Below are 21,712 nucleotides of genomic sequence, written 5' to 3' on the forward strand. Positions count from 1 at the left end.
GAAACTCCGCAGATTGCGATGATGACAAACACTGGAGCGTACAAAACCCTTGTGAAAATTACGAATGTGGGAACTCATGAAATCGAGGGAGTACAGACCAAAAACGGTAACGTATATTTTACAATCGTTACGGATCCCGTAAATAAGAAAGATACGCAGAAAGTTTATTACGTTCCTGATAGCGTATGTCAATAGCGGTCAAACCTATTAGACAGGGGAGTCATACAGAATGAATCAACAAGTTGTATTAGACGGTATCATGGGTTCTTGAAATGTGAATTATCGCAATCGCTAGTGGGAATCTACTTACACGGTTCTATGGTGATGGGATGCTTTACCCCTCAACAAAGTGATATTGATCTATTAGTCATTGTAAAGGAAAAGCTACCCAAAGATACGTACAAGAATATTGCTCGGGAAATAATTCGTCTATAAAAGGATGAATGCTAGAGCACGGCATTCGATAGTGGAGTGAATATGGAGTAAGGGAGAAACGTATTTTTTAGTTCCGAACTCCGTGCTCTAGCTAAGCCTTTACTTGTAACGAATATTACATGAATTACGGCTGATTACAAATCTAGCTCTGGCTGTTCCACTTCTTGAGGAACGGATGCTCGAAGCACCTGAACGTTGGACGTCGCCTGGAGTCCCCTATAGGCAGCATGGATTTTCGTGAATCCCGCCTTACGGCCAATCAAGTTCCCCTCATCATCGCACTCGAGAATATCTGAATTGGCACTTCGGAAAGTTGCTTCCTTGGTCACGTCTATTTCTTTATGTACAGAATAGTCGTAAAGTATGACCCTTACATCGATCATGGAGCCGGCACTTAGCGAGTAGTCGTTAGAATCCAGCCGGAGGTCTCCGCGGGCTGGTTCAGGCTCAACCCAATCCTCAGGCAGCACGGTTACTTTCAAGCTGGCATTGAGTCCTCCGTAAGTGGCCCCAATATAAGTGACTCCAGGCTCATGACCCGTGACCCGACCCGATGTGTCGACGTCGGCAATACGAGAATCATCCGAGCTATACACGGCTACGCCTGATATATCGCTGACCATTCCATTACCGTACACGGCTTGCAGTACAGTCGGCATGCTGGCGCCTGATTTTACTTGCATCTCTTTCTCCATGAAAGAAATGCTTGCCAATGTCTGTTCTGTAGGAGGCATGTTCTCGAATGGAGCCAGCTTCATGAGCTGAAGCTTCCATATCTCTCCTCGTCTTACGGTTCCGGTGAAAATAAACCCACCGTCGCGAGCTATCGCTGCCTTGCCAACGTCGCTCAGGGGTGGGCCTGGGAGCACTTCGCGGCTTGTCAACACGCCGTTTACGTCGAACGTGACTATCGCATACTCCCATTTCCTGTCCGAGCTCTCGCTTAACGTGCCTGTACCGAGCAGGGCATAGCCGTCTTTCGTCCGCACCAAGCTTCTGAACGATTCTGGGCTCGGGGCTGTATATGTTTTTTCCCACTCCGGGTGACCGTGTACGTCCGTCTTGGTGAGAATGGTGACATCACCCTTCTTAGTTTTTTTACGATTGCCTACCAGATAACCTCCGTCATCGGAAGAGATGATAGAAAAGGCACGCCGTTTCGTATTTGGTTCTTGAAACGGCCGTGACCATACGATGTCGCCCTCCTCATTAAGCTTCATCATAAGCATGGCGTCCTCATCGCCAGGCTCATAATCTGGATAGCCTATGCCGCCAATTACAATATAACCTCCGTCATTGGCGGGTATCATATCGGCAAAGAATTCGCTGCCGATAAAGCGATAATCACGATACCATAACTTTTCTCCGTTGCTATCCACCTTCAGGATGTAGCTTTTTTCGTAGGCGCTGGCAGAGAACATCCCTCTCCCGGCAATCATAAAGCTGCCATCATCCGTTTCAACAATAGCTACCGGAGTGTGGTGGAATTGTCCATCATCAACAGCCTTGTGCCACAGTACTTGTCCAGACGCATCCAGCCGAATGAGATATAGCTTGTCCATCGGTTTGCCGTCGTAGGACTTGTAGGTGCCGGCTACTAAATATCCTCCGTCCCTAGTCTCTATTGCCCGGTACGCGGCATTCCCGGACGAATAATGATCTAGCTTTTGCTCCCATAGGGGCTGTCCTTCTACATCCGTTTTAATGATATAGGCCTTAACGACATATTGCCAACTATCTTGCCCAATCATTTCCTTCTCCGTAATGCTCCCTACCGTCAAATAACCGCCATCGGAGGTAGGGATGACCGCTTCCCCTCTGGAACTGCTTCCATAATCCCTAAACCATTCCACGGCAGCCCGCGGTTGCGATGGCTCGGCAACTGCTGGACTCATCGTGCCCTGTAACCCGAGTGTTAGCATGATTCCGGCAACGCATGCGGCTATCAAGCGTGTACATGTGTTGAACAAATGACGCACCTCTCTCCATGAATTTTTGCTTGATGTTCGATGATTGCTGTCGAAGCAAGCGGTGTGAATAGCCTCTATTATGATTATTCATTGGATCATCATTCCTGTGTATCCCACGAATTGCATAATTCTGTATGACGCTCGAACGGTTTTTGATCCTGCACGATAGGGACGGCTTACCCATAAGCTCCCGTGAAAAAGTATAATTATTTTGAAGAAATTTTTGGATAATAATGATGTTATGTTACGAATATATGAGATGATGTAGGTATAACGATCCAGCACTAGAGAATAGGGTGATTCAGTTGACTTCAAGTCTTGAACAGCAATGGAAAGCAACCGAAATTCATGAGAAGAAGAGTGATTGCTAGAGTCCAAGCTAAATCAATACTTGTATGATTTTTATGCGTCCACGCTTGATGCGTTGCGTAGGTGGCCGGAAACAGCTACGGCAATCTGGTTCGATTGGATGAAGACAATCAATTGGACATTTGCGGCATATGGATTAGAGGATTTATTCGAACTAATCGTAAGGTGATATCCGTTATTAACGATCTTGGATCTGTAGGTTACCGTGTGTTTTTTGCAAGTGAAGAATGCTCAATTTTGCAGCCAAAAGTGCCAAGGCACTTGCCAACCTCCAAAGCTTACAAAGGGATTCGTTCCATGGTTTGTTTGAAGCGGAAGCTCAGAAACTCAGAAATTCATCGTTTTAAATTACTTGCAGTCCCAATATGATTTAGTCCGTAATCGAGTAAGGTGGTTTCGATCGAACGATTGCACTTTCCGGTATCTTGTCCAATAATATTTTCTTAATAGAGGTATCCGTATGCCGCTAGTTCAAGCTTTGCGTTTTATATGAACTTTTATTCTATCGTTAGCAGCACAAAAGCAGATATTGACTTTATTGAAGAGAGAATCGTTGAGTATAACGAATCAAATGTATCATTTAAACCTAAGGTTCCTTTTGCTGAAATTAATAAGCATATCAAGGATGCGGGAATCAATTGTTTTGATTACGCTTGGAAATGTTTGTACGTCGATGCACTTTAGGTGAAGGAAGAATACAGAAAGAATGGCTAAGGATCAAAACTATTAACGGATTTGGAAGTGGTTGCTAGAAAGTATAAATACAATTAATTCATTTAGATACATTTGATTTTCAGGCATTACATTTCTATATGAAGCATGAGTATGAAATTTATGGTATACTGGATAATTGTCCACAACATCATAAGCGGTATTATCTGAAGAAAGTTCTAGAGTCCGAGGTAATATAATATGCCATGCCTGTTGATTAACCAGATAACGGAAAACGAGACTACTCTAAAAGATCAGACTTCTCCCTAAAAAGTGAAAGCTTCACAAGCCAAATTTCGGGAAGTTGGTTGTGCAGTAGAAGTCGCGAAAACTGCGCATAAGCAATGGTGGCATGACGTGGCACCATTGAACTGACTGTATAATAGAAAAATTTCAATAACACATAGACAATCAAGGCTGAATAAAGCTGACCATATACTGCATTTTCTGTCGGACCATTGAGTAAGTCTATAGGTAACAGCGCGGTCAGCACCGTCTTGAAAGCCATCCCATTGTTCAAAAGCAGCTTGAGTCCAGTATTGTAGCAGGGTGTAGACCGAAAATTTACGAACTGTCTCGTGATATCCTACCAGTTGGGCTGTCTTCATTACTTCTTCTTCGGACAATATGGATTGAAGGGTTGCTGGAGCATGGTAGACTTTTTCATGAGGTCGCCTCGTTTCGGGAGTTTGTAGGGGTACAAACATTTTACCGAATGAGCGGCCTTTTCGCTATTTCAAAATAGTATTTTATTGGATAATCAACAGGCGTGAAATAAGATAATTCAAAAGAAGATAAAGGGGAATTATAGATGGAAAGTAAAATTGAAATATATGAAACAGAATCCCAATATTTTGGCCCCAATAATCACTTTATTTCACGTATTCAAGAAATGGAGAAAAAATCTGTTTATGGGGCTAAGGTTGCCGAAAAATGGACTGAAATTTTAAATCAATCTCTTAATAGTGAAACTTACCCTGTAATTCATCCGATTGGGCAGGAAACATTTTCATTATATGCAGAGTATCCAATTGGTGTATTTGAATATGTTTTAGACATTGACGGTGCTACTTCACTTATAAAAGAAGAAGGTATTAAGCCGGTACAGTTTGCTCCGTCGCACATAATTGATGCTGTTTATCAAGGTAACATAAATAAAGACCCAAATCGGATAAAACCCAATCATAAAAATCCTGTAATGGTACTTCAGAGTCGATATTTAACTAACAACAAACCTTATTGTATCAATGGAAACCATCGTCTATTTGAAGCATATCGAAATAATGATGAACAAATAGAAGTTTATATTTTTAAAGATTTGGAGTTTGTTCCTTTCTTTTATGACGTTCTAAGTAAAGCAACATATTTTTTAGAAATTGATTACCATAATGTAGTTAATGATAAAAGATATCTATTGCATAGCGAAAATGGAGCATTTGCAAATGAATTTAAGTAGATACGTTTCTTCAACTAACGGGTGCGTTCAACAAGCTATCTAAATTTATATATAAAGCACACCTGTTGATTAACCAGATAACGGAAAACGAGACTGCTCAAAAAGACCAGACTTCTCCCTAAAAAGTGAAAGCTTCACAAGCCAAATTTCAGAAAGTTGGTTGTGCAGTAGAAATCGCGAAAACTGCGCATAAGCAATGGTGGCATGACGTGGCACTATTGAACTGCCTCTATCATAGAAAAATTTCAATAACACATAGACAATCAAGGCTGAATAAAGCTGCCGATATACTGCATTTTCTGTCGTACCAAATAAAGTTGGTACGTTCTCTTTCAATCGAATGACAAAGGATTGACCTTCCGTTTTATAACGATCAAATCGTTCGATTTTTCCGTACGCGCGATCTTGCACGAGAATATATGACGAATCTGCAAGTTCCTCGCCAACAGGCCCGTCATGGCGGGAGCCAACTGTCTATATCACGTTCTGTGGCTGACTACTGGCAGCGTGGAAGGCAACGTGCAGCTTGATCCCAGCTCATTCTCCGTGATACGGTGCCCAAGGGAGACGGGTCTTACCAACGGTGACCGTAGTTGAATCGATAAGCAACAATTCCTTTGGCAGCTTCAATTGACCTTTAGCCCGCCGATTGCACTTGTGAAGTACAAGATGAAATACCCCTTTGAACAACTCAAAAGGAACACCCTTAGCTTTCTTCGAAAAAGTCGAATAATTATTGTGACGTACAATCGAGGCGTAGTGCTTTTTGGTAAAGAAATTAAGGAAGTATTCAAGCCAATAAAAAATCAATATTATATGGATTCCATTATGGCTGATATTAACGGTGCATTCGAAGAGAACGCTGGAAATCCTGTTTATTATGTATTAAATTTATAACGGGTTCTTTGGTATGTAAGAGAGTCGGTTATTTCGTCCAAAAAATCGGCAAGACAGACTCGAGAAAGTGCTAATGGAAGCTATTAGACAAGACTTTGTGAACAGTACCGTGCCAAGTGAAAAAAACGAATTTGAAATCGTTTTATGAAAAAACTTATCAATAATTGGGGTGTGTCAGATGAAAAAGAGTGTTATCATATCGGCTTTTGTGGGTGTATTCATTATAGGGACAGCAAGTGGATTTGCAGCTTCGAACTACAAAGAAGTAAAAGCTCTATTGTATCCCTCTGTGAAGGTAGATCTAAATGGACAAGAAGCCAGTAATGTAAAGGCACTGATGTATGAGGGAACTTTATATTTACCAGTGAAGTCGATGACGGATTATTTCGGACTTACTTCCAAATTAGAATTTAATAAGAAGGATAATAAGATTACAATTGGTGGGCCGAAATATCTTAATCTGTTCAATAGAGAATCCAATAATTTTTATCAGGTTATGGTGAACGGAAACTGGGGTGCAACATATCAAACCAACGAACGAAAAATGGTAAGCAATTATTACATGGGTGTTGATATTTTTCTGCAGACAATAGATAATTCGAACTTAGAACAATATACGAAGGCATTTCAACAAAAACTTAGTAGTATAGGTTATACCGTTTCTAATGAAACAAATCGAAAGATTGCTGGTGAGAATGCAAAAGTATTGGATTATAAAACGGATGGATCGATAGGGAAAATAGCGATCCTTCATAAGGATGATGATTTCGTAACGATCATGTTCTTCGTTGATAAAACTCGTTATAAAAAAGAGGATATGAAAGAGTTTGATAACATTGTAAAGAGCTTTACTATCCAACAAGCAAATCAGTAGGTAAAAGGATATATGGGACTCTAGCTAAATAGTAACCAGCGGAGAATACATAAAAGATATAAAGGCCAAGTTTAGCTAATAAACTTGGCCTTTTTTTGTGAACTTATCAGTCGTATTGCCTGTCCGTATTGAATTCAAGAACAGACGGAAGCGATGCTTCGGAAACATAGGTAGGGCAAACAGATCAATCTGACGAAAGTCAGCTCGAAATCGAACACGATATTGCCGGGGAAAAAATCGTACAAGCATTGGGCGTACGATCGCCCATCATTCATTCTTTTGAAAAAACGATCCCAGTGCGTTCATGGATTGGCTATACCATCGCTGAAGCTAAAAATGGTTCGGGTGTGGTTTCTTACACACATGTCGCAAGAAATCGATCCGTAGTTCAAAATGTCGAATTCCCCCATCCTTTTTACCTATATTTGCTGTATGATTAACGTATAGATTGGAGATGAAAATTCTTCTAATGGAGGGAAGCATTATCGAAATCTTATCGAGAGTCAAGGAACTCATGTCCATCAACATCAATAGTCTATTTCAGAAGTCGGAAGACCCTGAGACAATCATTGATGATTACATGCGGAAGTTGAACAGTGATCTCGGCAAAGTGAAGGCTGAGACGGCTTCCGTTGTTGCAGCAGAGCAGCGAGCCAAACGAGCATTGGACGAATGCACAGCAGAAATCGCAAAACTGCAGCGATATGCGGAGAAATCAGCGGCAGATGGGAATGAAGCTGGGGCACGTGCTTTTTTAGAGAAAAAGGCAGTTCATTCGGAAAAGTTGCAGCAGCTGCAAACCGCTTATGATATGGCAACTTCAAATGCTTCTCAAATGAAGCAGCTGCAGGACAAGCTGGTCTCTGATATCGGCGAGCTGGAGGCGCGGCGTGCAGCACTTAAGGGGAAGCTTGCAGCGGCCCAGGCACAGGAACGAGTAAATGCAAGCAGCTCTATACATGGAGATCAGGCTTCGGCATTCGATGCGATGGAAGACAAGGTGAACCGCGCTTACGACGAAGCGATGGCGCTTGCTGAACTTCGAGGTGGGAAGAAAGACGATTTGGACGAGCTGATCGAGCAGTTGAAGAAGGAAAAGAATTGAATCTCGATTCATAGGCACTACATATAAATAGATACTTTCTATGCTCTAGGGGTGAATAGGTTGCCGGTTATTGAATATAAATGCTCGAACTGCGGTAGCGGGATGGAGTATGACACGTATTCGGAGATGTTAACCTGTCATAGCTGTGGAAGAGAAGACAATGTTCAAGACATGCAGGATCCGTTGACCAAATACGTGTTCACAGAGGAAGATGCTGCAGCGGAATATCACTGCCATAGCTGTGGCGCTGTCATTATCACAGAAGCTGAGACGAGCGCAACGAGCTGCAGCTTTTGTGGATCAGCCGTTGTATTAGGAGATCGATTGACTGGGAATTTGGCGCCAGTGAAGATTATTCCTTTTGCCATTAGCAAGGAAGAAGCAGTGATGGAGTTCAAAAGATGGTGTGGAAAGGGACTCATTACTCCGAAAGGGTTCATGTCGGCGAATCGAATTAAGGGTATAACGGGGATGTATGTCCCATTCTGGCTCTATGATTTGCAGAATGAAATTGAGGTTCATGGCAGCGCCACGAAGGTCAGCAAATACCGCTCAGGCGATTACGATTATACGGAAACAGCACACTATGATTTCTATCGCGAGATTTGCCTGGATTATATAAAAGTTCCGGTGGATGCTTCAGCAAAGATGACAGATGAACTTATGGATAAGCTCGAACCTTTTCCCTATGAAAAGCTTGAGAACTTTAAGACGCCATACTTAGCAGGTTATGTTGCTGAAACATATAGTTATGACGAGGAAGAGCTGCTGCCGCGGGTAAAGGAAAAAATACATGAGTATATTTTTGAATACATAGATTCAACCGTAACGGAGTATACGTCAGCGAAGTATGAGAATGTTCATATTCACACGGAGACGCAGCGAGCTGACTATGTTCTGCTTCCGGTCTGGGTACTGCATTATGACTATAATAAACTGGAATATACGTTTGCGATGAATGGACAGACGGGCAAGGTGGTCGGCAAGCCCCCGATCAGCAAGTCGAAGGTGTTCGCATGGTTTGCGGGATTATCGGCGATATTCTTCCTCGTATTTCAGCTTGTGTCCTATTTGTATATAGGAGGGAAATTCTGATGAGAAGGCATCGTGTTAGCGCTGTCGTCCTGCTGTTCGCAGCATTGCTGCTCGCCATCCCCATGGAGGTGATCACGGGAAGCGTCAGTGCGGCTGCCAAGAATACCAAGCAGTTAATTGATGATTCCGTGGGTGTACTCAGTAAGAAGGAAGTAAAAGAATTGAACGAGTTGGCCAATCGGTATGGATCGGAAATAGGGATCAATATCATCGGGATTGTAACAGATAAAGATCAAGGGACTTGGGAAGTGCTGCAGGATTTATACGCGAAAAATAACTCCAATGAAGATTTTTCTGTCAGTAATGCAGCTGTGCTGATTCTGAATACGAATCACGAGAAAATCTACATAAATGTATTTCAAAAGGCGGCAGATCATTTGGACGATGAACGGCTAAGCAGCATAACCGATATTGTCGCTGATGAATATGGGGAAGGCCGTTATAAGGCTGCTTTTCAAAGGTATATCGAGTCCGTCTATCAGTATGTAACAACGGGATCGGAAGCAGTCGACTCGGGTAAGAACAGTACCGTTAGCAGTACAATCAGCAGCACGAACGATGGGACTACGTTTACGAGCACGACAACCACGACGAGCAGTAGTACATCAGGCACAACCAGCAGCACGTTTACGAGCACCTCCTCCAGTACTACGAACGGGTCTAGCTTCACCAGTTCAAGCAGCGGTGAGAGTTCAAATGGTGCAATGAATAGCTCCAATCCAAGCATGTTCAAAAAATGGAGCGACCCCAGTTATAAAAAAGGAAACCAGCTGATCTTCGATGAGGCAAAGCTGCTGACTGGGCGAGAATACGAAGAGCTGCAAGAACTGGCAAAGCAGTACAGCGAAGAGCGAAAAACAGACATGATTATTTATACGACCAATGATCCACTTGCTTACGATGTAAAGAGAATGACTCAAGACTTCTATGATGAATATGGCCCTGGTTATAAAATGCGTCATGGCAACGCTATCATTTTAATGGTAGACATGATACATAGAGAGATATATCTTGCTGGATTCTATAAGGCGAAGGTATATTTCGACGATGATAGATTGGATCAAATCAGAGATAAGATTGCCCCGTATTTAGCGGATAAGGAATACAAGGATGGATTTTTAACCTATCTGAAGACGGTTCATAAATACATGGGCTACCGCCCGGGAGTGAATCCTGACAATCTCTTATTGAATATATGGGTCCAACTAGGTGCGGCTTTAGTCATTGGAGGCGGAATCGTTACGCTGCTCGTATATCGTTCCGGCGGACGGGTTACCGTAGATGCTCAGACATATGAAGATCCGAACTCAGCAGGTTTGGTTGATTATTTAGATCACTATATCCGTACCTGTACAACAAGAACGAGGAGATATAGCAGCAGCTCCAGTTCAAGCAGTGGAGGAGGCAGCAGAGGCGGTGGTGGTGGAACGACATCAGGCGGCCATTCGCATAGCGGCAGCAGAGGATCATTTTAGGGGAGAGACGGAGGTAAGCATATGTTTTTCAAAAATCAATTTGCAAATGTGGTGGAATGGGAAGAGTTCCGCGATGATATGATCTTTTGGAAATGGAGCAATCGAGAGATCAAAAAAGGAAGCAAGCTGATTATCCGCGCGGGTCAAGATGCGATATTTATCAATAATGGCAAGATCGAAGGAATCTTTCAGGATGATGGCGAGTACAGCATTGATTCCGATATCATTCCATTCCTTTCTACACTCAAAGGCTTTAAGTTCGGCTTCAACAGCGGAATGCGGGTAGAGGTATTATTCGTCAATACGAAGGAATTCACGGTCAGATGGGGCACGCGAAATCCAATTCTCATTCCTCACCCGAAACTCCCTGGCGGCTTGCCAATTCGTGCGAACGGCACGTTCAACTTCAAGGTGCATGATTATGTTACCTTGATCGATAAGATTGCTGGCGTGAAGGAAAGCTATCTCGTTGAGGATGTGAAGCTGCGGATTACGTCTATTATGGATCAACTGTTAATGAAATGGATTTCTAGAGAAGGCAAGGACTTGTTCGATTTGCAGGCAAATGCTTTCGATATTGCAAGAGGGATGAAGGAAGACCTCGATATGGAAGTCATGGATCAGGGGATGACCATCACTGGCTTCCAGGTCATGAGCTTCAATTACCCAGAAGAAATCCAAGACATGATTACGAAGACGGCATCCTATGAGATGATTGGCGATATGCAGAAGTATCAGCAAGTTGCGATGACTGACGGGATCGCTTCCGGTGATGTACGCGGCGGGGGAATGGCCTCAGATATGGCCGGCATGATGATGGGAATGAACATGGCGAATGAAATGATGAAAAATATGAATCAAGTCCAGAAGCCGGCAATGGGCGAAACGGCAGCATCATCCGATGCGAATGCTTCTACTTCTACTCGTTCTGTATCAACGGAAGGAAATCAGAAGCCGAACTTCTGTCCGAATTGCGGAACCAGAAATGAAGGCTCCAACTTTTGCCCGAACTGTGGCCATAAGCTTGGGTAACAGTGATCGTAAAACGGAAGATGGATTGCGGTCGGAATGAAGCAATCATAGTTTCCAGTGGAAATGAGGGTTAAAAAAGTGCTAGAGCAACGGCTGAAACAATATTTGCGTGAGCATGAAGCGTTCATGCGTGATTTGCGTATCGTTCAGGAGTTACAACTGCCGCAATGCTATATTGCGGCGGGATACATCCGCAACTATGTATGGGACAAGCTTCATGGGTTCGATAATCGCAGCAGACATAGTGATATTGATGTTGTGTATTTTGATCGCGATGATGTATCCGAGGAACGGGATCTTCGCTTGGAGCAGGCGCTGATTCAGCAGACGGGCAATGAGAAATGGTCGGTCAAAAACCAAGCGAGGATGCACACTCATAATGGAGTAAAACCCTATACATCAACATGGAACGCACTGTATCACTGGACGGAAACGGCGACAGCCGTTGGTGCTCGATTGGACGATCACGATCAATTGGATATTTGTGCACCGTATGGACTGGAAGATTTATTTCAGCTCGTCGTGAGAAGATGTCCGCAGTTTCCAAATCACAGCTATTATGTGGAACGGGTTAGCAAGAAGAATTGGAAGGAACAGTGGCCGCTTCTTACGATCATAGAATAAATGATTGAATATGGAGTTTGTGGTGAACACGACTTCGAAATCGACGAACAGCAATACGGATTTTTCGAATAGTATCCGTCTTCTTAGCTTAATTACTGTCCGATGAAAATAGTAGACTGAAAAATAAAGTATTATACCGTGTTAATTGTAGTATCGTATATAGAGGATAGTTAGTTCATTATATGAGCTACTTTCCTCTATTTTTTGTTCAATAGAAATCTTAACAATAGCATTAACACTTTGTATAAATTATTTAATATATTGAGGAGAAAGGCTTTCGTTAGGGGGTTGTTGTGAGAGTACAAGAAGTAATTCTTAATGAAAATAAAAAGAGATATAACGAAAATATCAGTAGTATCAAATAGAGATGGGAGCTTAAAGATGGCGAATAGAATTGTTGGAGACTTGGAAAATAAACTAATCATCTACGGGTACAGGAAGCCTCTACGTTCGCATACTTATTTACCTTTTCTTCCTGAGGCAATAGTTGATGAATTTATAGATGCTACAGTGGTACGAGAGCACGCCAGTAAAGAACAAGAGATTTATCAAATTTATTACTGGATTGAAGGGGATGGAGAATTCATTTTTCGAATAATTGTCTCGTATCTCGAGGATTCAATCACCATCCTTGCAGATGATGCTAATATCGCGGTGCGTGCTTATAAGGCTCTTTGCGAAAGTTTGGCACGATGGAAGTTACATTAAAGCTAATGGGTAATGATAGTAAAGTTGAGCAAACAACCGCAGCGGTCAGCTTTGTCGTCGAAGTAACAGGCAGGATAGTTGAATGATTTTGCGAATAACTTAAGTCATGACGAATTTACGAAGTTCGCAAAAAGACGTTAGCCGAAAGAAGTTCTTAGTTTAGGAGGAGTCTATATGATATTAGAAAAAGTTATAAATAGAATTGTAATACAAAGTGAATATAAGGATTTTGTTGATAAGTATATAGATAATATACTTACCGAATTTAAAGGTAAGATTCATAGTATTTATATGTGTGGCTCGATTCCAAAAGGAACTGCTAAACCTTTTAAGTCAGATGCAGACTTTACTATTGTATGTGAAAATCCCAAAGATATTGATTACGAAAGATTGTCAAATATTACAGACAGGCTTTTGGAAGAATATCCAGTATTAACTAAGATTGATACGACAATTTGCTCGATTGACGATGTATTAAGTAAACCAAATGATTGGGGTTTTTGGGTAAAGATAATTTGTGTTTGCATATATGGTCATGACGTTGGTGAAAAAGTACCACCGATAATTATTTCTCCAGAGTTCATTTTAGACTTAAATACAGAGACCAAGAAGGAAGTAGATCGTAGACATAGTTTACTTTCTAATGCTAGTGATAACACAATGAAAAATAGATATATTAAAGGTTACTCTAAGAGATTAATTCGTGCATTATACTCTTTGGTTTTAGAAGATACAGGTGTATGGCAAGATGACATTATTAAGATGAAGAATGCCATATTAAACTATTGTGAGATTGACTCCGCTTTAGTTGATTATCTGTATGCTAGTTACTTGGATAGTAATAATGTACTTGTTGACGAGTTTCTGGGAATTGCAGATGAAGTATATAGCTATTTTGAGAACGCGTTAAATGCAATGGTTGCTTCCAGAACTTCCTTCGATTAACACCATATTGACGCTTCGGGTCACTCTGAGAAGCGAGTGACCACATCCAGCCCCCTAAGCACGTCGGGACGTCACTGCATTAGGTGTTCGGCAAGCCTCACAACTATAAGCAGCGACTCTAATTAAAACATAAGACTATTGAGCTAACGAAGAACGATAGCGTAGGATTGAGACTATAGAAGTAATGGGAGGAATGGATTTGAGGACGGATATAAGTAATTGGATGCCAATAACTGTGTTTGAAATAAATAAAGTTTTTTCTGACATGCCGATTCAGTGGTGTATCGCTGGAGGTTGGGCTTTAGATTTGCATCTATGTAAGCAAACAAGGGAACATAGCGATATAGATGTTATTATCACTCGAGATGAGCAATTAATCGCTTATCAGAATTTAAAACGTGATTGGATGTTATACAAGGCTCAGGATGGTAAGCTTGATCTTTGGGAAGATGGAGAGTATTTGAAATCTACGGAGGACATTTGGGTTAGTAAGAGTAGTGAAACGCCTTGGGCATTTCAAATTATGATAATTGATACCGAAGAGAATTTTTGGACTTATAAGAGAGATAAATCAATTAGAAGACCACTTGATGAAATTTGTTTGAAAACTGTTGAAGGCATACCTTATTTAAGACCTGAAATCCAACTTCTCCATAAAGCAGGTAGTTCGCAAGTACGAGAAAAAGATCACAATGATTTCCAAACAATGCTTCCGTCACTTCTACCACAAGAAAAAGCATGGCTGAAATCTTCTTTAAACCGGCAATTTCCAGAAGGTCATGCCTGGGTCAAATTTCTTTAATATGTAGCATAACTGCTTGTTGCTGCTCTTAACTAAACGAGAACGATAGTTAAACTTAAAGGGTTCCACATATTAGTCATGACTAATATGTGGAACCCTTTATTATATCTGACTTTCCTAAATTTAGATCTTGATAAACCGAGAAAATAAAGTTATAGACTGGCATCGCTCCTTAAGCACCGATTTTAATTCCGTGGAACAATCCCAAAAAACGGCCGCTGTCCGCATCGTCTGCGACAGGGCCGATTTTTGTTATTCGCAGACTAGCTTCAAATTGCTATTCTTGCCAAACACTCATGGGATCCCATGGATCGATCTGATTTCCGTATTTTCCGGCCAAAAAAGCTTTCATGTCTTCCAGTTTAGCAGGCACCTCGTTCCAAATTGGAAGGGGTGGTAACCCTCGTTTGCTTTTCAATAGGATGTCCACTGTAACATACAAGCGTTCTGGCTGAATCCAATGAAGGAAGCGGGAAATATCAATTTGCTTGGTTAGGGACAAGGCATCAATTTCATCATTGTAATGCTTGTTGAACTCGCTGATCAGGTTCAGGAGGTAGTCTCTCTGCTCCTTCACGAAATCCAGGCCGCAGATGGCGCCATGTCCTGGAACAACGATTTCGGGTTTCATTTCATCAATAATGCGATCAAGCACTTTAACCCAATTGAGGGTTCCCTCTTCGCTGTATGCCGTACAACCGTTAAACACGACATCGCCGGCGAACAGCACTTTTTCTTTTGGCATCCACAGCAGCAAGTCACTGTCAGAGTGGGCCGGAGCTACGTTGTATATCATAACTTCCGTATCGCCGAGACGGATGTTGATATCGTCCTTTATCTCAATATTCGGGAGCACCCATTCTACGCCTTCCAGGTCGAATCCTTCAAATTCCGCTGCAAAAAAACGTTCGCCGGAAGTCGATTCCGGAGAATCCTTTCCTCTTCTGATGACGCTGTCCATCCAGGCGATATTTTCGGTGAGACGCTCTCTAGACGCTTCCTTGTGCATAATAATGCAAGCATCTTCAAACACTTTGTTTCCCCAGGCATGGTCGCTGTTATAGTGCGAGTTCACCACATATGCGGGAGAGCTGCCGTTGCTTACTTCCATAAAAGCCTCCCGCATTTCCCGCGCATGGAACAAATCAAAGAACGTGTCATACACCAGCCCTTCACCCTTGTTGATGAACCCGGCATTGGCCCAACTGATGCCGCGATACGGCGAAATACCGGCAAAGACTCCATCTGCGACTTCAAAAAATTTAACGCGAGGTTTTTGGATAATACGTCCATACTTCATGAGAATTCTCCTTTGCGTATATGTTTTTGAGGTAAGGCATACTGACTATGTCTTTATAATAGAGAATGGAAAACATAAATGCAAGCAAGTACTTGCATGCATTTATTCTATACTATATGATAATCGCAGAATAACATCACACTACATGGATGGAGGCGCTGCAACATGAAGCTAGTAACCTTTCAAACGAAGACATCCCAGGAACCTTTGTTTGGGCTTGTAATAAACAAGAAGTTTGTCGTGTCTTTTGCCGCAATTATGAATAAGCAGGGAACATTCTTTGATAGTCTTGAAAGTATGGATAGCTATCTTCATTATTTGCCGGCAAGTTATGATGCCGCTAAGGAAATGATGCAATATGCTGTCGAACAGTCGCATCATTTCAATGAAAATGAAATCTGCCCGATTGCAGCGGTAACACTGCTGCCGCCGGTTCCGAATCCGGCTGCGCTTATCGATTTCGGGCTGACACCAAGACATCTAAGAAATGCTGGCGTAAATCTGCTGCGAAGAGAATATACAGGGCCGGAAAGAGAAGAACTTAAACGGAAAATTGACGAAAAATTCCAACGAGATCCGAAGAAAGTAACTTTCAGTTATTACAAGTGTAACCATAATGCATTAATTGGCGATGGGGATACGATTCATTGGCCTTCGTACTCTTCCTACCTGGATATCGAGCCGGAACTAGCCTTTGTTACAGGGAAGGGGAACTGCATTGCAGGTTATGTTATTTTTAACGACAGTACTGTCCGCGACGTGCAGTGGCCGGATTTCCAGGCGCTGACCGGACCGACGCGCTGCAAAGATTTTGATCGCAGCAAAGGAATAGGACCATTTCTAGTTACGCCGGATGAAATTGACAACCCGCTGGCACTGGATGTGGATGTACGCATCGGGGAGAGACTGCACTGGAAGGGAAGCACATCCGAGTATTCTGCACACCCTGCAAAAGTGATGGAGGAGGTTCTCAAAGTTTTCACGCCGCTCCCAGGCACGATTATAGGAATGGGGACGATACCGGATTGCTGCGCAATCGAGACCGAACAATGGCTGTTGCCCTCTGACCGAATCCAGATTACATTTGATAAATTAGGCACGCTCACGCAATTGGTGCCTGATCATGTCAAGATTACGGAACCAAGCCGCTGGGAACAAAGAAGCGATTTGCTGTAAATAAACGTTTATGAAAATGATGAACCCCGATCCTGCTGCATATGCAAAACTTGTAGTAGAATAGGTTTAACATCTGCAAAAGGAGAAATACAATGCAAACTTCGGACAGAATCATTGAAGCCGCGACACGGCTCATCAAAAAGAAGGGCTATCGGGGAGTAAGTACCAAAGCCATTGCAACGGAAGCTAAAGTCAATGAATCTACGATTTTCCGGCAATTTGGAAGCAAGCAAGGCATATTGGAAGCCATCATTGAGAGACACTCGGATATCCCGCAATTTGAGAAGCTGTTAAAGGAGGACGCGACCGATAATCCGGAAGTCGATCTGCTGAATGTAAGTCAGCAGTACCGTTTGTTTTTCCATAAAAATGCGGACATCATTTTGATTGGCATCCGCGACAAAGGAATGCTTCCCGAATTGGACAGAGTGCTGGCCGATCCACCGATGAAGCTACACTCCTTGCTGGTTGAATATTTTGAACGACTGCAGAAGAAAAAAGTTATAGCCAAACAGGATGAGCGTCTTACCGCCATGTCTTTTCTCTCGATGTGCTACGGATTTCAGATGAGCGAGCTGATTCACGGGCAATATCAGTCCCAACTCGTCACCGAGGAAGAGTTCTACAAGCACAGTGTCTCATTGTTTGTTAAAGGAATTTTGTCTCAGTCATAAGCTTTGTCGATTTCTTTAATGATAAGTCTAAACTTATTATATCCACTCTTTCTATTGCAACCATTATTGTGATTCGTTAGTTCTTACCATACTAAGACTCTGTGGATGTTATTGAATTAACGGGAAACGATAGCTCAATAAAATAGCGGCAGTCTAAAAGACTGCCGCCGTTTACAACTCGGTAATCGGGATGAACGGTTCAGGCTTGTTTGTGTGATCCCCTATCATTTTCTCCATCCAGATCATATCGTACCACTGATCAAATTTGTAAGCGCATTTGGTGAAATGAGCTACCTTCTTATAGCCTAGATTGTTGTGGAATTTCTCGCTGCCGTTGTCCAAATATTCATTCGGCTCACATGGATAAGAGATACATGCGTTCACGTTAATAACATTCTGCCGCTTCAAGGCGTCCTCCAAAGCATAATACAGCTTCTTGCCTAGTCCTGCCCCGCGACAATCTTGCCGCAGATATACGCTTGTCTCAACTGACCAGTCATACGCAGCACGGCCTTTAAAGATAGATGCATATGCATATCCGCAGATTTTTCCGTTTTGAAGAATTACAAGATAAGGGTACCTTTGCAGCGTATGCCGAATTCGACTTGCAAATTCTTGGACGGTTGGTACAGTATACTCGAACGTGATCGCCGTATCGGTGACATATGGAGCGTAGATGTGCAACAGCTCCTGCGCATCAGATTCTTCTGCCATGCGAATGTAAATATCTTGGTTCATATACGCTCGCCTTTCTATTAATGTTGTCGCAATCTATGTGCTCATGATTTTAGCATATTTATCAGCGTCGTACATCATATTCATTGATCATAATAGGTTTACGATCCTAAATTATTCGATACTATGATTTTCGCCGATTCTCTATTAGGGAGTCGGTTTTTTGTAATTTAAAATATTTTTACTGAACATCGTCTTTTTGATGATTTATATCGTTAATAGAGATGAGGGGGGAGTACTGTGCTTTCCGATGAGGAGCTAATTACAGAAATACGAAGCGGCAGCCAAGCTGCAATGGAGATGCTGGTCAAGCGGCATTACGCGATGATCTTCTCCTACATTTATCGCAAGATTGGCAACCATCATACTGCATATGATCTGACGCAAGAAGTATTCATCAAGATGATGCAATCGCTGCCCAGCTATCAGAGCCATGGCAAATTCGAACATTGGCTGCTGAAAATTGCTGTTAATCACTGTCTAGACTACTACCGCAGCAAACAGTACCGTAACTCGAACATCCAAGATGAACTGGACGAGACGATTCCGGATGCCCGTAGCAACGTATGGGACTTGTTTCAGTTGCATGACCAGCAGGAACAAGCGAAGCAGGCTGTGCTCGCTCTGCCGGAACATCAGCGAGATGCTATCATTCTCAATTATTATCATGGGCTTAAGATACGAGAGATTGCGGATGTGACGGGAGCAAATGAATCGACCATTAAATCTCGTATTCGTGCGGGAATTTCAAGGCTGAAGAAAATGCTGCTAGGAGAGGAGGAATCGAGCGATGAGCAAGCGCAGAGAAAACAAGGGTAAGTCAGTTTGGGAGGAGGACATGGACAAAGCGGACGATCTTGATGCAGAGCTGTGGATGCTTGAATCGGTATTACAGCAATACCGTGTGGAACTGCCGGAGGAACAGCGAATCAATACTACCATTGACGTACTGAGGCAATATGTCCCTGATATAAGCGAAAACCCGCGGGAAGTGTCAATGATGAGCTATTGGCGACGATGGATCAACCTGTGGAAGATAGCTGCTGCTGATATTGGCATGTTCAGTAAGATGTACTGGATAAGTTGTCTTATTTTGTTCGGGGCAGGGGTATGGATGGGTGTGACTGTACAGCAGATGCCTGCTATTGTGGTCATTCTTTTTTCACCGCTTCCATTTGTGATTGGGCTCATAGAAGTGTTCAAGGGAAGGGAGCAGGGGGTTCTAGAAATGGAGCTGGCCTGCAAAGTTTCTGCACAGGAGTTAATGCTGTCGCGTCTGCTATTTATCGTATTGAATAGTCTTGTACTGAACACATGCTTATTTGGCCTAATGTATCTTGTTCGTGGCGATATTTCATTTTGGGGCCTAACGTGGACTTGGTTTACACCGTTTATCATCGTTGCTAGCTCATCTCTATGGCTGGCTATGCGTATCCGATGTACCGTCAGTTCGATGGTGACAATAAGCATATGGATGGCTGTCGGAATGATCTTGCTCACACGTCCGGACATGCTTATGCGCATGATGCATTTACATATACTCATTACGATTTTGGTTAATGCAGGTGCAGTGTATCTTCTATTCAGACAAGGGTGGAAGCTGCTGCGAAATCACACCTTTATTGCGGAAGGAAGCTTAAGCTATGGAGCTAACGATTCAGAATATTTCTAAACAATTCAAAGAGCTTGTTGCCGTCAATCAATTTACTGCTGAATTAAGCTGTGGTGTATATGGCTTGCTGGGCCCAAATGGAGCGGGAAAGACAACATTGCTGCGCATGCTTGCGGATATTCTGCGTCCAACTAGCGGCATAATTCGGTTGAATGGGCAGGATATACGAACGATGGAAGAGCGTTATCGGGATGTCCTCGGCTACTTGCCCCAGCAATTTGGATACTACAGGCAGTTCACTGGTCGACGATTTCTCATGTACATTGCGGCGTTAAAAGGGCTTGAAAAAAGGGCTGCAGCTACAAAGGTCGAGGAAGTTCTTCAATTGGTCGGTCTTGGTTATGAAGCAGATTCTAAAATAAAATCCTACTCCGGCGGTATGCGGCAACGGCTCGGTATAGCGCAAGCATTATTGAATGATCCGAAGGTGCTCATCTTGGACGAGCCGACTGCCGGGCTTGATCCAACAGAACGAATTCGTTTTCGCAATATATTATCGGAAATGTCCGCAAAACGGATCATCCTATTATCAACTCATATTGTGTCGGATATCGAGTACGTTGCCAAAGATGTGCTGCTTATGAAACAAGGATGCCTGCTCAAGCAAGATAGGCTCGTCTCTTTATTAAAAGAATTGAAGGAATCGGTATGGAAGGTCACAGTTGATGAAAATCAGCTCCCCGTCTTGAAACAGCGTTACAAGATAGTCAATATCCTTCGCCGTGACAGTGGGGTTGAGGTTCGTATCCTGTCTCCAGACAAGCCGCTGCTGACAGCTCAGCCAGTGACGGCAGGATTGGAAGACCTATATTTGCATTATTTTAATGAGGAGATCATGCAATGAGACAGTTATTGAGGTACGAGCTGTTGAAGATCGTATCGCGCAAGAGCGTATTTATTGTTGGTCTATTACTTGCAGCTATCTATACGGTGGTTATTGCATTTCATGCCGAATATTATCAAGATGGGTCTAAGGAATACCGCTCATATGCGCGTGAGATTACAGCAGAAGATATTCAGCGGGTGGATGAAAGATACAAGAGGAGCAACTGGCATCAGCTGCCGATTCAAGAAAAAAGTATTATGGAGGATATCTCGGGAATACCTAATATGCTGCATAAATACGAAGAGCAATTACTAGACATTGAAATTCGGCTCATGTTAAGTCAGCCTGACTCATACGAATATAAAAAAACGAATTAAATGAAATACTACTGTTGGAGCAAGGGCCGCCAACCGTTCAATTATACTATAATATGCCATGGGGCGAATTGATCTATATGGTCGATCAATTTGGTGTTGCCTTCATGGGAGCCATGCTTCTCATCGGTCTATCTCCCATCTATTCAGCAGAATATGCAACTAAGATGGATAGCTTGCTCTTAAGCAGCAGACATGGCCGAAGCAGGCTTATTCATGCAAAATGCTTAGCAGCTATTCTGTACACCTTGTTGTGTGTCCTGGTATTTCAGCTGATCAATATGGGGGTAACGGTCTTGTTGTTTGGCAACTTGGATGGAGCCACCACACCTCTTGATAGTATGAGAAGGTATGGAGACACACGTCCTTTTGCAGAATATCCGTATTCATTCACCGTGATAGAGTACTATTTATTCAATTAGGGGTGCAAACCGTNTTGGCTGTGCAGTCATTTGCG

General features: G+C 42.7%; 24 protein-coding genes and 1 pseudogene. 21 read left to right on the forward strand and 4 right to left on the reverse strand.

The annotated features are described in order from the left end of the window. Both AZ66_RS14290 and AZ66_RS32670 read left to right on the forward strand, forming a co-directional pair. Window positions 1–195, forward strand: a pseudogene (locus AZ66_RS14290) (hypothetical protein); the annotation flags it as partial. A gap of 129 nt (window positions 196–324) precedes the next feature. Then, window positions 325–435, forward strand: a complete 111-nt coding sequence (locus AZ66_RS32670; protein WP_231586877.1) for a hypothetical protein — start codon at window positions 325–327, stop codon at window positions 433–435. Between the two features lie 134 nt (window positions 436–569). On the opposite strand, the gene AZ66_RS14295 is transcribed toward AZ66_RS32670, so the two are convergent. Next, window positions 570–2,405 (reverse strand): Ig-like domain-containing protein, encoded by a 1,836-nt coding sequence (locus tag AZ66_RS14295; protein ID WP_044355448.1) that lies wholly within the window; start codon window positions 2,403–2,405, stop codon window positions 570–572. A 364-nt stretch (window positions 2,406–2,769) separates the two neighbouring features. On the opposite strand from AZ66_RS14295, the gene AZ66_RS31405 reads away from it, so the two are divergent. Next, window positions 2,770–2,943 carry a nucleotidyltransferase family protein gene (locus tag AZ66_RS31405; RefSeq protein ID WP_156159968.1) on the forward strand — a complete coding sequence of 58 codons (174 nt, stop codon included), beginning with the start codon at window positions 2,770–2,772 and terminating at the stop codon, window positions 2,941–2,943. A gap of 783 nt (window positions 2,944–3,726) precedes the next feature. Here AZ66_RS31405 and AZ66_RS31410 read toward each other — a convergent pair. After that, a complete protein-coding gene (locus AZ66_RS31410; protein ID WP_156159969.1) occupies window positions 3,727–3,978 on the reverse strand; it encodes a hypothetical protein in 252 nt (83 codons plus the stop codon). Window positions 3,979–4,296: 318 nt separating this feature from the next. On the opposite strand from AZ66_RS31410, the gene AZ66_RS14300 reads away from it, so the two are divergent. The 11 genes from AZ66_RS14300 to AZ66_RS14350 all read left to right on the forward strand — a co-directional run bounded on the left by AZ66_RS14300 (window position 4,297) and on the right by AZ66_RS14350 (window position 14,498). Next, window positions 4,297–4,941 (forward strand): hypothetical protein, encoded by a 645-nt coding sequence (locus AZ66_RS14300; RefSeq protein ID WP_044355449.1) that lies wholly within the window; start codon window positions 4,297–4,299, stop codon window positions 4,939–4,941. A gap of 669 nt (window positions 4,942–5,610) precedes the next feature. Then, a complete protein-coding gene (locus AZ66_RS33335; RefSeq protein WP_052648520.1) occupies window positions 5,611–5,838 on the forward strand; it encodes an aminoglycoside adenylyltransferase domain-containing protein in 228 nt (75 codons plus the stop codon). Between the two features lie 178 nt (window positions 5,839–6,016). Continuing rightward, on the forward strand, window positions 6,017–6,712 hold the full coding sequence (locus tag AZ66_RS14310) for a hypothetical protein (RefSeq protein WP_044355450.1): 696 nt from the start codon (window positions 6,017–6,019) through the stop codon (window positions 6,710–6,712). A 484-nt stretch (window positions 6,713–7,196) separates the two neighbouring features. After that, window positions 7,197–7,817: a PspA/IM30 family protein gene (locus AZ66_RS14315; protein WP_044355464.1), complete on the forward strand. Its 621-nt coding sequence runs from the start codon at window positions 7,197–7,199 to the stop codon at window positions 7,815–7,817. Window positions 7,818–7,877: 60 nt separating this feature from the next. After that, entirely contained in the window at window positions 7,878–8,912 is a 1,035-nt protein-coding gene (locus tag AZ66_RS14320) for a hypothetical protein (protein WP_044355451.1), read from the forward strand. Then, window positions 8,912–10,387 carry a TPM domain-containing protein gene (locus tag AZ66_RS31415; RefSeq protein WP_052648521.1) on the forward strand — a complete coding sequence of 492 codons (1,476 nt, stop codon included), beginning with the start codon at window positions 8,912–8,914 and terminating at the stop codon, window positions 10,385–10,387. The genes AZ66_RS14320 and AZ66_RS31415 overlap by 1 nt, the downstream gene beginning before the upstream one ends. Before the next feature lie 21 nt (window positions 10,388–10,408). Continuing rightward, entirely contained in the window at window positions 10,409–11,419 is a 1,011-nt protein-coding gene (locus AZ66_RS14330; protein ID WP_044355452.1) for an SPFH domain-containing protein, read from the forward strand. Between the two features lie 78 nt (window positions 11,420–11,497). After that, a complete protein-coding gene (locus AZ66_RS14335) occupies window positions 11,498–12,043 on the forward strand; it encodes a nucleotidyltransferase family protein (protein WP_044355453.1) in 546 nt (181 codons plus the stop codon). 381 nt (window positions 12,044–12,424) lie between these two features. Further along, window positions 12,425–12,751, forward strand: a complete 327-nt coding sequence (locus AZ66_RS14340; RefSeq protein ID WP_044355466.1) for a hypothetical protein — start codon at window positions 12,425–12,427, stop codon at window positions 12,749–12,751. Between the two features lie 174 nt (window positions 12,752–12,925). Further along, the gene (locus tag AZ66_RS14345; protein WP_044355454.1) at window positions 12,926–13,696 is read left to right on the forward strand and encodes a nucleotidyltransferase domain-containing protein; all 771 of its coding nucleotides are present in this window, start codon (window positions 12,926–12,928) and stop codon (window positions 13,694–13,696) included. Window positions 13,697–13,889: 193 nt separating this feature from the next. Beyond that, entirely contained in the window at window positions 13,890–14,498 is a 609-nt protein-coding gene (locus AZ66_RS14350) for a nucleotidyltransferase domain-containing protein (RefSeq protein ID WP_331436905.1), read from the forward strand. Window positions 14,499–14,775: 277 nt separating this feature from the next. Here AZ66_RS14350 and AZ66_RS14355 read toward each other — a convergent pair whose 3' ends face one another. Then, window positions 14,776–15,798 (reverse strand): MBL fold metallo-hydrolase, encoded by a 1,023-nt coding sequence (locus tag AZ66_RS14355; RefSeq protein WP_044355456.1) that lies wholly within the window; start codon window positions 15,796–15,798, stop codon window positions 14,776–14,778. Window positions 15,799–15,963: 165 nt separating this feature from the next. Here AZ66_RS14355 and AZ66_RS14360 point away from each other — a divergent pair, with 165 nt between their 5' ends. Together AZ66_RS14360 and AZ66_RS14365 are read left to right on the forward strand one after the other, a co-directional pair. Continuing rightward, complete coding sequence (locus tag AZ66_RS14360; RefSeq protein ID WP_044355457.1) at window positions 15,964–16,974, forward strand: fumarylacetoacetate hydrolase family protein; 1,011 nt, start codon at window positions 15,964–15,966, stop codon at window positions 16,972–16,974. Window positions 16,975–17,066: 92 nt separating this feature from the next. Next, window positions 17,067–17,648 carry a TetR/AcrR family transcriptional regulator gene (locus AZ66_RS14365; RefSeq protein WP_044355458.1) on the forward strand — a complete coding sequence of 194 codons (582 nt, stop codon included), beginning with the start codon at window positions 17,067–17,069 and terminating at the stop codon, window positions 17,646–17,648. Between the two features lie 171 nt (window positions 17,649–17,819). Here AZ66_RS14365 and AZ66_RS14370 read toward each other — a convergent pair whose 3' ends face one another. After that, complete coding sequence (locus tag AZ66_RS14370; RefSeq protein ID WP_044355459.1) at window positions 17,820–18,386, reverse strand: GNAT family N-acetyltransferase; 567 nt, start codon at window positions 18,384–18,386, stop codon at window positions 17,820–17,822. 237 nt (window positions 18,387–18,623) lie between these two features. Here AZ66_RS14370 and AZ66_RS14375 point away from each other — a divergent pair, with 237 nt between their 5' ends. The 5 genes from AZ66_RS14375 to AZ66_RS14395 are packed head-to-tail and all read left to right on the forward strand — an operon-like array spanning window position 18,624 to window position 21,677. Next, entirely contained in the window at window positions 18,624–19,202 is a 579-nt protein-coding gene (locus AZ66_RS14375; protein WP_052648523.1) for an RNA polymerase sigma factor, read from the forward strand. Beyond that, window positions 19,174–20,055: a hypothetical protein gene (locus AZ66_RS14380; RefSeq protein WP_231586876.1), complete on the forward strand. Its 882-nt coding sequence runs from the start codon at window positions 19,174–19,176 to the stop codon at window positions 20,053–20,055. Before AZ66_RS14375 ends, AZ66_RS14380 begins: the two co-directional genes overlap by 29 nt. Continuing rightward, the gene (locus AZ66_RS14385) at window positions 20,027–20,899 is read left to right on the forward strand and encodes an ABC transporter ATP-binding protein (protein ID WP_044355461.1); all 873 of its coding nucleotides are present in this window, start codon (window positions 20,027–20,029) and stop codon (window positions 20,897–20,899) included. The genes AZ66_RS14380 and AZ66_RS14385 overlap by 29 nt, the downstream gene beginning before the upstream one ends. Further along, window positions 20,896–21,258, forward strand: coding sequence for a hypothetical protein (locus AZ66_RS14390; protein WP_044355462.1), 363 nt, complete (start codon window positions 20,896–20,898; stop codon window positions 21,256–21,258). Before AZ66_RS14385 ends, AZ66_RS14390 begins: the two co-directional genes overlap by 4 nt. Window positions 21,259–21,272: 14 nt before the next feature. After that, entirely contained in the window at window positions 21,273–21,677 is a 405-nt protein-coding gene (locus tag AZ66_RS14395; protein ID WP_044355463.1) for an ABC transporter permease, read from the forward strand. The last annotated feature ends 35 nt before the right edge of the window (window positions 21,678–21,712 follow it).

Source organism: Paenibacillus sp. E194 (genome assembly GCF_000935845.1).
GTDB lineage: Bacteria > Bacillota > Bacilli > Paenibacillales > Paenibacillaceae > Paenibacillus_B > Paenibacillus_B alvei_B.